The sequence below is a fragment of the Microbulbifer maximicatervae (SeqCode) genome (assembly GCF_052467695.1).
In genome coordinates, this window is record NZ_CP174320.1 from 1,946,462 (window position 1) to 1,961,513 (window position 15,052).

At 55.4% G+C, this 15,052-nt stretch carries 15 protein-coding genes; 5 read left to right on the plus strand and 10 right to left on the minus strand.

The features are described 5' to 3' along the window. Nucleotides 1-118: 118 nt before the first annotated feature. From purH to prmA, 5 genes are all read right to left on the minus strand, one after another. Nucleotides 119-1,690 carry a bifunctional phosphoribosylaminoimidazolecarboxamide formyltransferase/IMP cyclohydrolase gene (purH, locus tag ACJJI8_RS08425; RefSeq protein WP_444914851.1) on the minus strand — a complete coding sequence of 524 codons (1,572 nt, stop codon included), beginning with the start codon at nt 1,688-1,690 and terminating at the stop codon, nt 119-121. A gap of 143 nt (nt 1,691-1,833) precedes the next feature. Further along, nucleotides 1,834-2,142: a DNA-binding transcriptional regulator Fis gene (fis, locus tag ACJJI8_RS08430; protein ID WP_020411495.1), complete on the minus strand. Its 309-nt coding sequence runs from the start codon at nt 2,140-2,142 to the stop codon at nt 1,834-1,836. Beyond that, nucleotides 2,139-3,131: a tRNA dihydrouridine synthase DusB gene (dusB, locus tag ACJJI8_RS08435; RefSeq protein WP_444914850.1), complete on the minus strand. Its 993-nt coding sequence runs from the start codon at nt 3,129-3,131 to the stop codon at nt 2,139-2,141. The genes fis and dusB overlap by 4 nt, the downstream gene beginning before the upstream one ends. Before the next feature lie 205 nt (nt 3,132-3,336). Further along, nucleotides 3,337-4,572: a DUF3426 domain-containing protein gene (locus ACJJI8_RS08440; RefSeq protein ID WP_444914849.1), complete on the minus strand. Its 1,236-nt coding sequence runs from the start codon at nt 4,570-4,572 to the stop codon at nt 3,337-3,339. A gap of 75 nt (nt 4,573-4,647) precedes the next feature. Next, nucleotides 4,648-5,529 carry a 50S ribosomal protein L11 methyltransferase gene (gene prmA / locus ACJJI8_RS08445; protein ID WP_444914848.1) on the minus strand — a complete coding sequence of 294 codons (882 nt, stop codon included), beginning with the start codon at nt 5,527-5,529 and terminating at the stop codon, nt 4,648-4,650. 24 nt (nt 5,530-5,553) lie between these two features. Here prmA and ACJJI8_RS08450 point away from each other — a divergent pair, with 24 nt between their 5' ends. After that, on the plus strand, nt 5,554-5,691 hold the full coding sequence (locus ACJJI8_RS08450; protein ID WP_444934793.1) for a hypothetical protein: 138 nt from the start codon (nt 5,554-5,556) through the stop codon (nt 5,689-5,691). Here the strand turns inward: ACJJI8_RS08450 and accC are convergent. From accC to ACJJI8_RS08470, 4 genes are all read right to left on the minus strand, one after another. Then, a complete protein-coding gene (gene accC, locus ACJJI8_RS08455) occupies nt 5,680-7,020 on the minus strand; it encodes an acetyl-CoA carboxylase biotin carboxylase subunit (protein ID WP_444914847.1) in 1,341 nt (446 codons plus the stop codon). The two genes, ACJJI8_RS08450 and accC, sit on opposite strands and share 12 nt — an antisense overlap. A 15-nt stretch (nt 7,021-7,035) precedes the next feature. Continuing rightward, nucleotides 7,036-7,503 (minus strand): acetyl-CoA carboxylase biotin carboxyl carrier protein, encoded by a 468-nt coding sequence (accB, locus tag ACJJI8_RS08460; protein ID WP_444934794.1) that lies wholly within the window; start codon nt 7,501-7,503, stop codon nt 7,036-7,038. A gap of 22 nt (nt 7,504-7,525) precedes the next feature. Beyond that, a complete protein-coding gene (gene aroQ / locus ACJJI8_RS08465) occupies nt 7,526-7,981 on the minus strand; it encodes a type II 3-dehydroquinate dehydratase (protein ID WP_444934795.1) in 456 nt (151 codons plus the stop codon). A gap of 259 nt (nt 7,982-8,240) precedes the next feature. After that, a complete protein-coding gene (locus tag ACJJI8_RS08470; protein WP_444934796.1) occupies nt 8,241-10,034 on the minus strand; it encodes a protein-disulfide reductase DsbD family protein in 1,794 nt (597 codons plus the stop codon). A 129-nt stretch (nt 10,035-10,163) separates the two neighbouring features. Between ACJJI8_RS08470 and ACJJI8_RS08475 the strand changes: the two genes are divergently transcribed. The 4 genes from ACJJI8_RS08475 to ACJJI8_RS08490 all read left to right on the plus strand — a co-directional run bounded on the left by ACJJI8_RS08475 (nt 10,164) and on the right by ACJJI8_RS08490 (nt 13,928). After that, a complete protein-coding gene (locus ACJJI8_RS08475; RefSeq protein WP_444934797.1) occupies nt 10,164-10,892 on the plus strand; it encodes an N-acetylglucosaminyltransferase in 729 nt (242 codons plus the stop codon). After that, nucleotides 10,889-11,350: a copper chaperone PCu(A)C gene (locus tag ACJJI8_RS08480; protein WP_413664261.1), complete on the plus strand. Its 462-nt coding sequence runs from the start codon at nt 10,889-10,891 to the stop codon at nt 11,348-11,350. Before ACJJI8_RS08475 ends, ACJJI8_RS08480 begins: the two co-directional genes overlap by 4 nt. A gap of 35 nt (nt 11,351-11,385) precedes the next feature. Then, entirely contained in the window at nt 11,386-11,955 is a 570-nt protein-coding gene (locus ACJJI8_RS08485; RefSeq protein ID WP_444934798.1) for a YajG family lipoprotein, read from the plus strand. A 179-nt stretch (nt 11,956-12,134) separates the two neighbouring features. Further along, complete coding sequence (locus ACJJI8_RS08490) at nt 12,135-13,928, plus strand: putative bifunctional diguanylate cyclase/phosphodiesterase (RefSeq protein WP_444934799.1); 1,794 nt, start codon at nt 12,135-12,137, stop codon at nt 13,926-13,928. A 51-nt stretch (nt 13,929-13,979) separates the two neighbouring features. Here ACJJI8_RS08490 and ACJJI8_RS08495 read toward each other — a convergent pair whose 3' ends face one another. Beyond that, nucleotides 13,980-14,978, minus strand: a complete 999-nt coding sequence (locus tag ACJJI8_RS08495; RefSeq protein WP_413664263.1) for an adenosine kinase — start codon at nt 14,976-14,978, stop codon at nt 13,980-13,982. Nucleotides 14,979-15,052: the final 74 nt, after the last annotated feature.

Sequence of the window (15,052 nt, forward strand, 5' to 3'; positions counted from 1 at the left end):
ATTCTGAGGCCTGAGTCTCGCCCCTGGATTCCAATGATTTGTGCGAGCTGGGAAGTATCGATACTTCCCAGCCCGCTGATCATAGCCCGCAACAGTATGCATTTGCGGGCGCACAATCTTAGTGGCGGAAGTGGCGCATGCCGGTAAATACCATGGCCATATTGTGCTCGTCCGCTGCGGCGATCACTTCTTCATCGCGCATGGAACCGCCGGGCTGGATGACCGCCTGGATTCCCACAGCGGCAGCATTATCGATGCCGTCGCGGAAGGGGAAGAAGGCATCGGAAGCCATAACGGACCCTGCAACGGCGAGGCCGGCGTGCTCGGCCTTGATCGCGGCGATACGAGCGGAGTTTACGCGGCTCATCTGGCCGGCGCCTACGCCCACAGTGCGACCGTCTTTGCCGTATACGATGGCATTGGATTTTACGAACTTGGCCACTTTCCAGGTAAACAGCAGATCGCGGATTTCTTCTTCAGTGGGCTGGCGCTTGGAGACCACCTTCAGGTCGGCAGCGGTGATCAGGCCGTCGTCGCGGTCCTGAACCAGCAGGCCGCCATTTACGCGCTTGTAGTCCAGTGCCGGGGTGCGCTCGCTGCTCCACTGGCCACATACCAGCAGGCGCAGGTTCTTCTTTTCGGCAACGGCCTGTTTGGCCTCTTCGGAGACTGACGGTGCGATGATGACTTCAACAAACTGTCGCTCGACGATAGCGCGGGCAGTGGTGCCATCCAGCTCTCGGTTAAAGGCGATGATACCGCCAAAGGCCGATTCGCTGTCGGTAGCGAAGGCCAGGTCGTAGGCCTTATGAATATCTTCAGCGATCGCCACACCGCAGGGATTGGCGTGTTTTACGATCACGCAAGCGGGTTGCTCGAAGGACTTAACGCACTCCAGTGCGGCATCGGTATCGGCGATATTGTTGTAGGACAGCTCTTTGCCCTGCAGCTGGGTGGCAGTGGAAATACTGGCCTCAGCTGGGTTGGCTTCGGTATAGAAAGCGGATTTCTGATGCGGGTTCTCACCGTAGCGCAGGTCCAGTTTCTTGATGAATTGGCTGTTGTAGGTACGCGGGAACAGCTGCTTTTCTTCGCCTTTAATGGTGCCCAGGTAATTGGCAATAGCGCCGTCATAGCCCGCCGTGTGCTCAAAGGCTTTTACCGCAAGGTCAAAGCGGCTGGCGTGGCTCAAGGTGCCATCGTTAGCTTTCATCTCCTCGATGATATTGCCGTAATCGCTGGCATTGACCACGATAGTGACATCTTTGTGGTTCTTGGCGGCAGCGCGAACCATGGTGGGGCCGCCGATATCGATATTCTCGATAGCGTCTTCGAGGGAACAGTCGGGCTTGGCAACGGTTTGAGCGAAGGGGTAGAGGTTAACCACCACCATATCGATCGGGGTGATACCGTGCTCGCCCATGATGGCATCATCGGTACCGCGGCGCCCTAGAATGCCACCGTGTACTTTCGGGTGCAGAGTTTTGACACGGCCGTCCATCATTTCGGGGAAGCCGGTGTAGTCGGAAACTTCTACCACGGGAATACCCGCTTCCTTGAGCTGGCGGTGGGTTCCGCCGGTGGAAAGAATCTCAACCCCCATTGCGGAGAGCTGTTGAGCGAACTCTACAATGCCACTCTTGTCAGAGACACTAATTAGAGCGCGGCGGATGGAAACCTTGTCTGTCATTGCACTTGATCCAACTGGTTTTCGAAAAGGATGTTTAAAGGGTTTTAGCGGTTGTCCACTGTGGCAACAAAAACGCTGCCGGGAAAATAGCGAAGGGGGATGAGTTACCTCATCCCCCTTCAAAATTTCGCTCGGTGGGAAGCTTACAGTAGGCCGTAGCGCTTCAGCTTCTTGCGCAAGGTGCCACGGTTGAGACCCAGTAATTGCGCGGCGCGGGTCTGGTTGTGACGGGTGTATTTCATCACCACTTCGAGCATGGGCGCTTCGATCTCCGACAGCACCATGTCGTAGACATCGGTTACCATCTGGCCATCCAGGTGGCGGAAGTAGTTCTCCATTGCATGCTCGACGGCATCGCGCAGGGACTGCTGCTGTGGCTGAGCCAGTTGAGTCTGTCCCCTGGAGGATACTTCTTCATTGCCAGTATCCGGAATTAATACTTCGTTGTTCATGCCGCTTGTGCCCCTCTCGTTATTCGGCGTTCAAACCACTCGTGAACGCTGGCATGTTGTACTTCTGCACTCTCTATTTGGAAAAAGGTCTTGCGGAAGGACTCGCTATCCGCGAGCGTCTTCAAGTACCAGCCCACATGTTTGCGAGCGATACGGACCCCCATCACCTCACCGTAGAATCGGTGTAGCTCGCCCAAATGGGCGAGCAAAATATTCCTGACTTCATCCAATGTCGGTTCGGGTAGCCGCTCGCCAGTGGCGAGATAGTGGGCTATTTCCCGAAAAATCCATGGTCGTCCCTGTGCTGCACGGCCAATCATGACCGCCGATGCGCCAGTGTAATCGAGCACCTCTCGGGCTCTCTCAGCACTGCAGATGTCGCCATTGGCAAAAACCGGGATTTCTACCCTGGATACAATTTCGGCAATGGTATCGAATTCAGCCTGTCCGTGGTAGCCACAGGCGCGAGTGCGACCGTGAACCGCCAGTGCAGCGATCCCGGAATCCTCGGCCATTTTGGCTACAGTGACGCCATTGCGGGAATCCGGGCACCAGCCGGTGCGGATCTTTAGCGTCACCGGGACGGAAACAGACTGGACCACGGCTTGAAGAATATCCGCTACCAGCTTTTCATCCCGCAGCAGGGCGGAGCCCGCTGCTTTCTTACACACCTTTTTTGCCGGGCAACCCATATTAATATCGATGATTTGCGCGCCGCGACGAGCATTCTCCCGAGCGGCTTCCGCCATCATCTCAGGATCACCGCCGGCGATCTGCACCGATATGGGCGCCGCTTCGCCACCGTGATCCAGGCGCAAGCGGGACTTGCGGCTGTTCCACAGGCGAGTGTCCGAGGTCACCATCTCCGAAACCACCAATCCGGCGCCGAGTTCTCGGCACAGCTGGCGGAAGGGGCGGTCGGTGACACCGGCCATGGGCGCCAGAATTACCGGGTTGTCGATAATATAGGGGCCAATGGCAGTAGACACGGTAGCTCCATTTGGGCTGTAGGAAGGGCAATCTGTGCCCCGGCAAAACAGCCGCCTATGATAGCGGCTGGCCCGTTAATGGCAAAGCGAAAAAGCGGGCAATTTGATCGAACACTGTTCATTTAGCCTGCTGAATGCGCAGGTTTGGTTGTTTATGGCGCCAAATCCCCTTTGCTAAAAACTTGCCCGGGGTGCTTGTGTGCGCTCAGTGAGTGATGTTCAACTCGTAGTTTACCGCTTCTGCACCGGGGTCAACCACCTCAATCGCGATATGAATGGGGCTGTCCTGGGGCATTAGTTTGCGTCCAGCCAACTCCCCCTGTAGGTACTCGTTCGGGGTAAACCGGCGACTGGCCACAGCCTTGTCCTTCAGGTCGCTGAAGTTCAGCAACAGGTTGGGGAAGGGTTGTGCGTAGGGAGCGGTATTTAGTAGCACTGCATCCACTACCAGGGCGCCCTGCAGCTGCGGGTGGGTACGCACCATTAAGTTTGTGGCCTGGATCGCCCGGGTATCTTTTAGTTGGGGTAAAGTGCAGCCGAATAGTGGGCAGGCGGCAGCATAGAAGTCGCGCCAGGGCTGTTTGCGGCTGAGGCTATCGAACTGGAAGTATGCAACCTGAATCACTATGCCGAGGATCGATAGGGGAATCAATGCACGCCACAGCCAGGGAGAGGCTGTGCGTTTCTTTTTGGGGATTCCCCACGACATCTCCACAGGCGCGGGCTGGATGGCTGAGATCAATTGCTCCCGCTGCGGCTCTTCGGCAGTGGTAGATTCGCCACCGAAGTAAGGCTCCTGGCGGCTTTCCTCAGTGGGGGGAGGTGTATCTACAGACTCGGTTGATACTGCAGGCTCATTGTTGTCCCAAGACGATTTCTCAGCGAGGGAGCTAGAAGTTTCAAACTCCGGTACTTCAGGTTGGCCGTTGTACTCGGGCGAAGGGTCAGAATCAAAATCAGGAAGTTCTTCCCAGTCCGGCTTGAGGATTTTATCCAGGTCCTCTTCGGGTTCCGCTTCCTCTTCAGTGTGAGATGCTTCCAGCTCCTGCCACTCATGGTCGCCAAAGGCGTCACCAATTAATTCCTGCGCTGCTGCACTATATTCTTTGGGTTCAGATTTGGGCGCGCTGTCAGGTGCACTCTCATTGGTTGCACTCTCCCGACCGGCAGTTTGATCCACAGCTGGTGGAGATGGCGGGGTGGCGGGTTCGTCCTCGTCGAGCTCGATATCGTCGTGAATCAGGAAGTCATCGTCTTCCAGCAAAGCTTCCAAATCATTGCGGCTCTCGCTATCACTTTCTGAGAAAACGATATTTTCGTCTGCGCGAAACACCTGCAGGCAAGACCCACAGCGAACGGCGCCGCGGGCAGCGCGCAGTTGCTGGTCATTAATATGAAATGATGTGCTGCAATGAGGGCAGCGGGTTACCAGTTGAGACATTCGACTAGAGCGCAGTTTATTTAGCAGCCAAGTTTATCAGCCCAAAGGGGTCCCGCGTAGTGCTCGGGAGCGCATTTAGCGCACCCGCTTGCCTGTCAGTCTGACCCATCCCTCGTGTTCGCCGTCAGGATCGAACTCAATCCATTCGCTGTAAGCATTTTTCACCTGCTCTGCCTGGGAGCTGAGGATGCCGGACAGACAGATTTTTCCGCCCAATTGAGTGAGCTGTATCAGTTGAGGGGCGAGTTCTACCAGGGGACCGGCGAGGATATTGGCCAACATAACATCGGCGGCTTCGCTCGGCATTTGTTCTGGCAGGTAGACCGGGAAGCGATCGGGGTCTATGCCGTTGCGCTGGGCATTGTCGCGGCTGGCGAGCAATGCCTGGGGATCGATATCGGTGCCGAGAACTCGCTCTGCTCCCAGTAGAAGTGCGCTAATCCCCAGAATACCCGAGCCGCAACCGAAGTCGATGGCACTCTTACCTGCAAGCTCCTGCTGTGCCAACCATTGCAGACATAGGAAAGTAGTTGGGTGCGTGCCAGTGCCGAAGGCTAGGCCCGGATCGAGCAGCAGGTTCACGGCGTCCGGTTGTGGTGGCTCACACCAACTGGGGCAGATCCACAAATTGGGGCCGCACTGGATGGGTTTGTAGTGGGTCATCCACTCCCGCTCCCAATCCTTGTCCTCAAGTTGCTCCCAGCGGGCATTGGGCAACATTTCGCATAGGAAGGAAGCTGCCTTTGCCTCGGTAACCGCGGTGTCGACTTCCGCATCGAACAACCCGGTAACCCGTGTTTGCTCCCATAGGGGCACCTCTCCGAGTCCGGGCTCAAGGATCGGTTGGTCAGCGTTGTCTTGCAGGGTGACAGATACGGCACCGGCAAAAAGCAGTGCGTCTTCGATTTTTTCCGCGTGATCACGGTCGGTGTCCACGCGGAGTTGTAGCCAGGGCATAATTATTCCGGAATTGTTATAGCGATGTTTACGGCATTGTTGCGGCTGGGCCGCACTCAGATAACGACGGTTGCCACGCCATCCTTGGCAAGGTTCAGTGTCGTTATGTTTGCCGCAATTCTCGCTAACTTTGCCCCGGCTGGCGAGCGCTTAAAGACCTAACTTCTTCTCCAGGTAGTGGATATTGACCCCACCCTTGGCAAAGTTTTCATCTCGTACCAACTCTTCCTGTAGGGGAATGTTGGTTTTGATACCGTCCACCACCAGTTCCGACAGAGCTACACGCATACGCGCCAACGCGGTTTCACGATCTTCCGCATGGGTGATCAGCTTGGCGATCATGGAATCGTAGTTGGGGGGTACCGAGTATCCGGAGTAGAGATGGGAGTCGACTCGCACACCCAAGCCGCCAGGCATATGGAAGTTGTTTACCTTGCCGGGGCTGGGGAAGAAGGTCTGCGGATCTTCGGCATTGATACGGCACTCAAAGGCGTGACCTTTGATTACGATATCTTCCTGCTTCAGGGATAGCTTCTCACCGGCACAAACCCGAATTTGCTCTTTGATCAGGTCGACGCCGGTTACCATTTCGGTAACGGGGTGCTCCACCTGGATACGGGTGTTCATTTCGATAAAGTAGAAGCGCTCATTTTCATACAGGAATTCAAAAGTACCCGCGCCGCGATAGCCGATATCGATACAGGCTTGTACACAGGACTCATGTACCTGCTCGCGCACCTTATCGGGAATACCTGGAGCTGGGGCTTCTTCCAAAACCTTTTGATGGCGGCGCTGCAGGGAGCAGTCGCGATCGCCGAGATGGATGGCGTTGCCCTGGCCATCGGCCATTACCTGGATCTCAACATGGCGGGGATTTTGCAGGAATTTTTCCATGTAGACGGTGCCGTCACCGAAGGCCGCTTGGGCTTCGGACTTGGTCACGGCAATCGCGTTCACCAGCTCCTCTTCCTTTTCCACCACACGCATGCCGCGACCACCGCCACCGGCGGCAGCTTTAATGATGACCGGATAACCGATGCTGCGGCCGATCTCCATGCAGCGCTCGCTATTATCGGGCAGTGGGCCGTCAGAGCCTGGAACGGTGGGAACGCCAGCCTTTTTCATGGCGGCAATTGCAGACACCTTGTCACCCATCAGGCGGATCACATCGGGATCAGGGCCGATAAAGGTGAAGCCGCTCTTTTGCACCTGTTCGGCGAAGTCGGCGTTCTCTGCAAGAAAGCCGTAGCCGGGGTGCACGGCTACTGCATCGGTGATTTCCATGGCGGAGATCAGGGCCGGCACATTTAGGTAGCTCTGCGGGGATGGGTTGGGGCCGATACATACAGATTCGTCGGCCAGGCGTACATGCTTGAGATTGCGGTCTACCAAAGAGTGCACCGCCACAGTGGCGATGCCCATCTCTTTACAGGCGCGCAAAATCCGCAATGCGATTTCGCCGCGGTTGGCGATTAGGATTTTGTCGAACATTGTGACTTACCCCACTCAGACGATGGTCACGAGGGGCTGGTCAAACTCAACCGGTTGGCCGTCTTCCAGCAGGATCGACTCAATGGTACCGGCCTTGTCGGCTTCGATCTGGTTCATCATTTTCATCGCTTCGACGATGCACACAACATCGCCAATTTTGACCTGCTGGCCCACCTTCACGAATGCCTCGGCGCCAGGGCTGGGGGCAGCGTAATAGGTGCCTACCATCGGGGACTTCACCGCGTGTCCGCTGATAGCCGGTTTGGACTCTTTTTCAGCTGGGGCAGCAGGAGCGCTGGGCGCCGGAGCAGCGGGGGCGGCAACCGGTGCGGGAGGCGCGCTGTAAATCGGTGCAACGGGTTGGGCTGCGCTGCTGACGCCGCGACTGATGCGCACGGACTCTTCGCCTTCTTTGATTTCTAGCTCGCCGATATCCGATTCTTCGAGCAGCTCAATCAATTTTTTAATTTTGCGGATATCCATAGTTATTTACTCGCAGTTTGATTCATTGTTGTGCAGGTGTGGCATCCAGTTGATGGATGGCTGCCTGTAGAGCCAGGGTGTAGCTGTTGGCGCCAAAGCCACAGATTACGCCGCAGGCCAGATCTGAAAGATAGGAATGGTGTCGGAAAGCTTCCCTGGCGTGGGGATTGGACAGGTGAAGCTCAATAAACGGGATGGCAACGGCTGCCAGGGCATCGCGCAAGGCGACACTGGTGTGGGTCAACGCAGCGGGATTGATCACGATAAAGTCGACCCCACTGGTCGCCGCCAAGTGGATTCGTTCGAGCAGGGCTGATTCACTATTGCTCTGCAGGACTTCCAGTTCGTGGCCGGCGGCGTCGCACTGGCGCTCGGCGGCTTCATTGATATCCGCCAGGGTGGTAGACCCGTAGATGTGCGGTTCGCGACTGCCTAAAAGATTTAGGTTGGGGCCGTGAAGGAGAAGAAGTTTAGCCATAATTCGCCCTGAAGAAAGTTGCCGAAAACCCATATAAAGTGGGTTAAAATTGGCTATCTTGCGGGCAAACTCGAAATTTCGGCCTAGCTGCCCGGACTCATTAACCGAGTCTGCCGCAAAAGTGACTCCCTGTCCATGCCAGACTCGGAGTTTATCGAAGTTAGCAGCAGTTCGGCGATATTGGGCAAAAAATTAGTTCAAAATATCCGGGCTGTGGCCTGTTTACCTTGGGTTATTGGCTACAAAGGCGCCAAAAACTTTACTGAGTCACCCCAGTGCTCAAAGGGGAGTCCACAGCGTTCTCCAATTCCTGTAGTAAATCATCTTGAGAAAGTATTTGCGGCAGTATTTTTGCGTTGCCCCCATCGGCGGGATAGAGGAGATACAGCGGCACACTGGTACGCCCGTATTTGGCCAATAATTCGCTGATTCGCGGATCCTGGTTGGTCCAATCGCCTTTCAGCGCGACCACGTTGAGGCGCTCCAAAGCATCACTGACCTCGGTGCTCGACAGCACAGCTTTCTCATTCATCAGGCAGGTGATGCACCAGGCCGCGGTCATATTGGCCAGAACTGCACGCCCCTCACTGCGTGCAGTCTCCAGTCTCTCTGCCGAATAGGGCTCCCAGTAATCGCTGCTGGACAATTGTTCAGACTGATTGATGGTTTTCAGTTGCGGAAGTAGAAAAACTGCCAAGGCCAGGGAGGCCAGGGCCAGGGAACCGCGCAGCCAGTGCCATTGCGGACGCGGCCAAAGCCACAGGGCAAATGCAATGGCTACAGCACCAGCCAGTACCAGGGCAACTCCATCCCCCCCGGCTTGTCGGCCTAGAACCCACAGTAGCCATACCGCAGTGAGATACATCGGGAATGCCAACAACTGCTTTAGGCGATCCATCCAGGGGCCGGGTTTGGGCAGCTTTTCCGCCAGAGCGGGGATATAGGTCAACAACAGGAAGGGGGCCGCCATGCCGGCGCCAAGGGCGGCAAAAACACTTAGCGCAATTAGCGCGGGCTGCGTAACAGCAAACCCCAGTGCGGAGCCCATCAGCGGTGCAGTACAGGGACTGGCCACCAGGGTTGCCAGCGCGCCGGATGCCACAGAGCCCGACAATCCCTGACGTTTATTCAGGTTGCCGCCAATACCCATCAGGTTACTGCCGAGTTCGGTCATTCCAGACAGGCTCAACCCCATGATAAAAAACAGGTAGGCGAGTGCTGCCACCAACCAGGGGGATTGAAGCTGGAAGCCCCAGCCAACAGCCTCTCCGCCGGCGCGAAGGGCGAGCATCACAGCGGCGATAGCCACAAAGCTCAAAACTACGCCCAGTGTATAAGCCCAGCCGTGGTGGTGCCTTTGGCTTGCATTTTGTGCCGCCTGGCTCACTGCCAGTAATTTAATCGACAGTACTGGGAAGACACAGGGCATCAGGTTCAGGATCAGGCCACCGGCAAATGCGAGAAGCAGCGCCAGTGATAAGGTGACATTGCTATTGCCTGCGGCACCGCCAGCACTCGCTGGCGGAGTGGGCGCGCCTGTAATTAAGGCGCTGTCCTGCGGTTCTATATCCTGACTGGCAAAATCCACACTGTAGTATCGGGTCTGAGGCGGATAGCAAAGGCCGGCATCTGCGCAGCCTTGATAGTGGAGCTCCAGTTGGGTAGAACCGCTGGTTTCAGGGATATCCAGGGCAAATTCGAGCTGGCCTCGGTAGACCTCAGTCTCTTTCTCGAAATAGTCGTCCCAAATGACTTCACCGGTTGGCAGGTTCAGGGGGATGGGAGTTTTTTCACCATTATCGACCCTGTACAGCGCCAGTTTTTCGCGATAGAGGTAGTACTCTGGGGCAATCTGGAAGAGTGCACTGAGGCCGTTGGCATCAAAGAGCAGATCCTGTTGATAAGCTTCATCGACCGGCAGGAAAGTGTTTTCCTGGGCGCTGCTCAGCGAGGCAAAAGGGTTATCGGAATTCTGCGCTGTAGCTCCAATGCTGGTTATGGCCAGCAGGATTGTCAGCAGAACGAGGAAATTTTTTCGGAAACTTTTGGTCATCACAGCCATAGATGAAAAAATTCATTATAGTCAGGCGCATAGTTCAGACTGCTGCACCAGACGGGGGTTCAGTCGCCGCAGCAGTATAGCGACGCCAGTGGTACAAAAAAACAACAATAGGGGATTGTTTTGCCGTCATTTGAACGCCTTCACAGCCTTGGGGTTTTACTGCTACTGGCATTTTGCCTGGGGGCCTGCTCATCCAATAAGCCCGCACCTAAAACGGTTATCCCTCCTCCCGCCCCTAAAAAGACGCCATCCCAGGACCAGGTTCGGCGCAACAATATTTCCTTTTTTTTGAATCGTGCGGAACAGGCGCTACGCAAAGGGCATCTAACCCAGCCTGCCGGTGCCAGTGCCTACGACTATTACCTGCGTGTATTGCAACTGCAACCGGATAACAGCAAGGCAGAAACCGGTATTCAAACCATTGTGGTCACCTATGTTGAGCGGGCGCGGGACGCCCTGCGTCGCAGGGATTTTGGGGCGGTGAATACCCTGTTGAAACGGGCCGAGATGTTGGCCCCGGCCAATCCGCTGGTGGCTGAAGTGCGTACACAGTTGGTCCGCGAGCGGGGGAGAGCGCAGCTCGATTTACCACAAGGGGAGGTGATAGGTCTGCCAGCCGGTGAACTCGCAACAAGGTCTGCCGGGTTGGTGGAACAGTTGCAGCGAGTAGCGGGCAGGATTCGCAGCGAGCAGCTGCGCGTCATTATCGTAGCGCGCACTGATGCTGAGGGCCGTTGGGTTTATCAGCAACTGCGCGAGGCTGTACCCGGGTATCGGGTGCGTGGAGATATCAAAGTCGGGAATCCGGCGAAACTGATTCTGATTAAGCCCAGCGGAGGGGCACCATGAAAAAAGTATTGGCATTTGCCTTTTTAATCACCGCACTCCTTGTGTCTAAAGGCGCCTATTCCATAGGAATTACAGCGGAGGGGTATGCCCGGGAAACTCCTCCGGGACCTTCGATGAGCGCTGCCTTTGTGTCGCTGCACAACACTGGTGATTCGAGTCAGGTACTCACGGGTGTGGAGTTGCCGGGTGTTGAACAGGCTTCGGCAGACCTGCATACCACAATATCGGAGAATGGAATAAACCGGATGCGCCCGCTGGATCAGCTGACGATTGCCGCCGGGGCAAGTGTAGATATGGCTCCCGGTGGAGTTCACTTAATGATTAAAGGTCTGCGCTTGCAGGCGGGGGAAGAGTTGCCGTTGCGACTGCTTTTTGCCGATGGCAGCAGTGTAGATATTCTTGTGCCAATAGTTCGGATGAGTGATGAGGGGGAGCACCACCACCATCACCATGGCTGAATTGGCAGTTTTTTTGAAGTGAGGGGGAATTAAACATGAAGAAGTTATTGGTTTTTGCCGGTGCGCTGCTACTCAGCGCTTGTGCTCACAGCCCGCTGCAAATTTGGCTGCAGCCTCAGGTTCAGGTTGCTCCTGAAGCGATAGGCGAAGGCTTTAGTATGAGTGTGATGGGAGTTAATGAACTGCCCTCTGGCGGCTTGGGATCATTGGGTGGTGTTTATGCGGATACTGCTCAGGTAAGTATTGGCAATGACGCTGGTGAGGCTATTACGGCGGGATTGCGTGAGGGTTTTTCAAATTGGTCATTCCGAATTACCGATAGCGCGCCGGAAGTTCAGGTGATCGCAAAATTGGTAAAACTCACCTACAACAGTCCAAATACGGTTTATACCACCGAGATTGACACCTCTGCTGAAATTCACCTGGAAGTGAAAATTGGTCCTCGCACTTATTTCGGCACTTACAGCGCTTCTGGCAAAGATCGGAACCTGGTTAAGCCCAGTCGTGAAGAAGTCCAAAGTCGTGTGAATGGACTGCTTAGCGCAACCTTGCAGAGAGTATTTGAAGACGAGAAATTAAAAAATTTCTTGCGCAGCAATCTGTGAATGTGCAATTTATACATTTGCAGAAAAAACTCGGCTGGGAGGCTGGATAATTGAATAAAATCGGCGATCGTGGGCGATGATGTCGGTAACCTTTTTCGGTTATGGCCTGTCGCAAGGCACCTCCCCGCTGCCGGGAAAGGTTTGCGCTTTGCTCTGTTGTGTTTTGAGTGAGTTTTCCCGTGACGCTGTTTAATCCAGAGGCGGCAAGTTACCTCGGCCCCCTCGCCCAGTTGGAAGAGGGGCTGCGCGCCTGTGAGCAGATCAGTTTACAGGCGGCGGAGGCGGCTCTCGGTGAAGTTGCCGATGGTGTCATTGTCACCGATGCTGCGGGCACGGTGGTTTACACCAACCCCCTGGTCAACGAAATGACTGGGGACCTGGTTGGACTGCTGCCCGGCCAGCCACTCAGTGAAGGTTTGCGCCTGTGCAATAGCCGGGGCGATGCGATAGAGCCGATATTGCCGGCATCCAGTGACCTGGGTGAAGTACCCAGAACCAGAGAGTTTAATGCCTGTATTGAGCGCCCAGGGGAAGAGCATGTCCCACTTGAAGTGACCGTGCAGGTAATGGCTCTTTGGGATATGGGGGTGCTTAAAAATTATGTTTTGGTGCTGCGGGATACCTCTGCCGCACGCCGGGTTTCCACCCGCCTTATGTGGCAGAGCAGCCACGACGCCTTAACCCGACTGCCCAACCGACAATTCTTTGAGAGTGAGCTGCAAAGCCAACTCAGCCTCTGTGTCGATAAACGCCAGCACCATGTATTGCTGTACCTGGATGTTTATCAATTCAAAGTTATTAACGACACCCTGGGCTTTGTTGCCGGGGACCAGTTGTTGGTTCAGTTGGTGGAGTTAATCAAGCGCTGTCTCTCCAGCGACGATCTGTTTGCCCGAGTCGGTAGTGATGAGTTTGCGATATTATTGCGCGACTGCACCCTGGAAGAGGGTGGTCGTGTGGTGGCTCGGCTGCGAGACTCTGTGCAGAACTTCAGTTTTTTCTGGGAGGGGAATGACAACCGGGTCGCGGTGTCGATCGGTGTTGTTGGAGTCGATCACTTTACCCCCAGTGCCAGTCAGCTACTGGCGTCGGCCAATGATGCCTGTTGCAGTGCCCGCGAGCAGGGCAGAAATCGCGTTAAGCTGTTTGGTGACTCCCGCAAGGTATTGGAGAAGCGTCGCGAGACCACCTGGGTTGCGGAAATTCACGCGGCTTTGCGGGAAGATCGCCTGATGTTGTACCGACAGCCAGTGGTTTCACTAAAGGGGGACCGCAATGTCCACCACTATGAAATCCTGGTGCGGATGCGCGGCCGTGATGGTGGAGTGATTTCACCGGGGCTGTTTTTGCCAGCCGCAGAGCGCTACGGCTTGATCGAGGAAGTGGACCGCTGGGTAATTCGCCGGGTCTTTGACTATATGGCCCAGGAGCAGCGCCTGGGGATGGGCGGAATTAATTATGCGGTCAATATTTCCGGTATCAGCCTGGGGGATGAGACCTTTGCTGATTTTGTGCTGCAGTCTTTGTCCGATGCCGGTGTAACGCCTTCGCGGGTTCAATTTGAAATTACAGAAACCAGCGCCATTAATAATCTCGAACGAGCCCTGATATTTATCCACAAGCTGAGAGCCGCTGGTTGCAGCTTTGCCCTGGATGACTTTGGTCGCGGTGTTTCCTCCCTGGCTTATCTGCGCCAGCTGCCGGTAGATTTTCTTAAAATCGACGGAAGCTTTGTGCGCAATATGCTCGAGGATGAAATTGATAGCGCAATGGTGAGCACTATTGATCACTTGGCGAAGAGAATGGGTATCAGCACTATCGCCGAGTATGTAGAGAGCCCGGAGTTAATGGAAAAATTGAGCCAGATGGGGGTGGACTATGCCCAAGGCTTCGGTATTTCCGCAGCGACGGGGTTGCCGGAGCTGGATAGCTACCCGGGGATGCTCCACCATTCCAGAGGGCCCAAGCCTTAGGGGCCCCTGGAAATCATGTGTCTATAGATAGCTGCTATTAGGCAATTGCTATTAAACAACCGGTGCGAGTAATTCGGAGTGCTGTTCGGCTTCTAGTCGCGGGCCGTATTGGCTCACTACCTGGGCGGCAGCGCGGCAAGCGAGTTCGCCGGCTTCGGTAAAACTCATTTCGCGGTTGATACCGTAGAGGAAAGCACCGGCAAACATATCGCCTGCGCCGTTGGTATCGATGGCGCGGACTTCGGGGCTCTCTATGCGGTGAACGTCGTTGCCGTCCCATAGCAGTGCGCCATCGGCGCCCAGGGTAATCGCGAAACTGCGGCAGTAATCGCGCAGCGCTTCAACGGCGCCCTCCACAGAGTCGGTACCGGTAAAGCCCAGAGCCTCATCCCGGTTGCAGAACAGCATATCCACACCGCCGCCAATCATTTCCCGCAGCCCTTCGCCGAAGAACTGAACCATAGCCGGGTCAGACAGGCTGAGAGCGGTTTTAACTCCGTGGGCTTCGGCTTCTTCGCGAAGCTTGATCGCTGCGGCACGACCCGTTTCAGAGGAGACCAGGTAGCCTTCGATATAGGCCCACTTGGAGGCGGACAGTGCATCGCTATCCAGCTCAGCGACTGAGAGCTGTTCACTCATTCCCAGATAGGTGTTCATACTGCGTTCGGCATCCGGGGTGATAAGCACCAGGCATTTGCCGGTAGTGCCCTCATCAGCTTGCTTCAGTGTTTCGGGGTAGTCGACCCCGGCGCTGTTAAGGTTGTTTCTGTAGAAATCACCATTCTCGTCAGCGGCAACTTTGCACGAATAGAAGGTGCGGAGACCGAAATAGCTGGCAGCAATGACTGTATTGGCACCGGAGCCACCGCAGGCCAATTTGGCAGTGACCATATGGTTTTGAAGGTCGTCTACCAGTTGTTGCTGACGGGCATCATCTACCAGGGTCATGATTCCCTTTTCCACGCCAAGGCTGCTCAAATCCTGGTCCGACACTTCGATTTCTGTATCGAGTAGGGCGGCACCTATGCCGTAGAGATCGTATTGCTGCATATCATTCCTATTCGGGCTTATTGTCTACATTTCCGCCGCATTATGGACGTGATTTTGCCAAGTGCAAGGCATTG

Coding starts and splice junctions, on each gene's coding strand:
- purH (WP_444914851.1), bottom strand. CDS start 1,690: ATGACAGACAAGGTTTCCATCCGCCGCGCTCTAATTAGTGTCTCTGAC.
- fis (WP_020411495.1), bottom strand. CDS start 2,142: ATGAACAACGAAGTATTAATTCCGGATACTGGCAATGAAGAAGTATCC.
- ACJJI8_RS08440 (WP_444914849.1), bottom strand. CDS start 4,572: ATGTCTCAACTGGTAACCCGCTGCCCTCATTGCAGCACATCATTTCAT.
- prmA (WP_444914848.1), bottom strand. CDS start 5,529: ATGCCCTGGCTACAACTCCGCGTGGACACCGACCGTGATCACGCGGAA.
- ACJJI8_RS08450 (WP_444934793.1), top strand. CDS start 5,554: ATGTTTACGGCATTGTTGCGGCTGGGCCGCACTCAGATAACGACGGTT.
- accC (WP_444914847.1), bottom strand. CDS start 7,020: ATGTTCGACAAAATCCTAATCGCCAACCGCGGCGAAATCGCATTGCGG.
- accB (WP_444934794.1), bottom strand. CDS start 7,503: ATGGATATCCGCAAAATTAAAAAATTGATTGAGCTGCTCGAAGAATCG.
- aroQ (WP_444934795.1), bottom strand. CDS start 7,981: ATGGCTAAACTTCTTCTCCTTCACGGCCCCAACCTAAATCTTTTAGGC.
- ACJJI8_RS08470 (WP_444934796.1), bottom strand. CDS start 10,034: ATGACCAAAAGTTTCCGAAAAAATTTCCTCGTTCTGCTGACAATCCTG.
- ACJJI8_RS08480 (WP_413664261.1), top strand. CDS start 10,889: ATGAAAAAAGTATTGGCATTTGCCTTTTTAATCACCGCACTCCTTGTG.
- ACJJI8_RS08485 (WP_444934798.1), top strand. CDS start 11,386: ATGAAGAAGTTATTGGTTTTTGCCGGTGCGCTGCTACTCAGCGCTTGT.
- ACJJI8_RS08495 (WP_413664263.1), bottom strand. CDS start 14,978: ATGCAGCAATACGATCTCTACGGCATAGGTGCCGCCCTACTCGATACA.